Consider the following 1,334-nt stretch of genomic DNA (forward strand, 5'->3'; position numbering starts at 1 on the left):
AATTCATTGCAATTTTCTATCTTTCAGTCTTAATCGGAAAATCGTACCGATTTTCCGCAACTGAAATTTATACGCTAACGTTGTAAACAATTATCCCGTATGAGAATATTACTGATTGTCCTTTTAGCTGTTCTTTTCCTTAATTCGTGTATGGATGAGCAAAGCAAAGAATTGGAATTAAATGAACGAATAACTGAAATCGAAAAAATGAACAGAACATTGTCAGACTCGTTGAACAAAATGCTGGAAAACAGAATTTACAATACGCAACTTATCGCAATACCTGAACAAAAAGAGGTAACTCTTGGCGTACCGAATAAATTAAATGTATTAATGCATACAATTCGCCCATATCCTAATTATAAGGTATACCGAATTAAAGAAAATGACGAAAAAGAGATTTTAAAAGAGAATCTTACCGAACCAAGCTTTGACATAGAATTTATCCCTAAAGCGAACGAAAAAACTATTGTGAATTATTCAGTAGTGGTTGACTTAAACGGTAAGAAAATTGAAATACCTAGTCAAATTTCTTATGACCCAAAAAAATAAAAAACTGTTTACAACAATGTATAACCGCAATTACGGCGGATTCGACTACGTCCGAATCCACTCGGAATTGCTAACGTCAGTGCTAAACCGAAAAATTTGCGTACTTTAACCCGTAACTGACGGTTATACGAAACCGTTGTAAAACATTTTGAGAAACAGAAGTAACATAAAATATCTTGTATTACTAATTGTGATAATCGGATTATCATATTTGGGTTATAAAGGGCATCGGAATTATCAAAGAAATGAGATAATTAAAGAAATGAATACAAATCTCACTTTTTCAAACTCTCACTCGAAATTCAAAAAACTCACCTACTCGGATTCTGAATTTGAATCTAACAATTCACTTTTAAAATCAATAAGTAAAATTAAAGACTCAATAACGAATGAGTTTCTAAATAGAACAGAAGAAAAAATTATTTTTTTTGCTCTTAACCAAGACACTTTGAAAATAAAAAAAATTACCGGACAGAAATACAGTTATTCATCAAAACTTGACAAAGGAATTTATGATAAAAAATTTAATGATTTTTTATTTAATTCACTAAAACCTTTGCTTTCGAAGAATGGTATTGATGAAATTGAAGTTTATACTTTGACACCAACTGAATATGATAATATTCCTCCACATGATAATATTCCTCCACCGCCAGGAACTTTAGCAAACTTTGATTATGAAAAAGAATATGAGTAATAAAAACGTTTTACAACAAAGAACTGAGGCAATAAACAAGTAAAATATTAATTATTTATTGCTAGAGTACTTCTATGTTCACCAT

At 30.3% G+C, this 1,334-nt stretch carries 2 protein-coding genes; both read left to right on the forward strand.

Annotated features, from left to right (window positions below; translation table 11 throughout):
• Window positions 1-99: 99 nt before the first annotated feature.
• Window positions 100-552, forward strand: coding sequence for a hypothetical protein (locus tag WA340_RS05655; protein ID WP_336127793.1), 453 nt, complete (start codon window positions 100-102; stop codon window positions 550-552).
• Window positions 553-700: 148 nt separating this feature from the next.
• Window positions 701-1,249, forward strand: a complete 549-nt coding sequence (locus WA340_RS05660; protein ID WP_336127794.1) for a hypothetical protein — start codon at window positions 701-703, stop codon at window positions 1,247-1,249.
• Window positions 1,250-1,334: the final 85 nt, after the last annotated feature.

Origin of the sequence: Mesoflavibacter sp. CH_XMU1422-2, assembly GCF_037029245.1 — a bacterium.
GTDB classification, from domain to species: Bacteria; Bacteroidota; Bacteroidia; order Flavobacteriales; family Flavobacteriaceae; genus Mesoflavibacter; species Mesoflavibacter zeaxanthinifaciens.

Excerpts from the sequence above, each read along its gene's own strand:
- WA340_RS05655 (WP_336127793.1), top strand. The coding sequence starts at position 100 with ATGAGAATATTACTGATTGTCCTTTTAGCTGTTCTTTTCCTTAATTCG.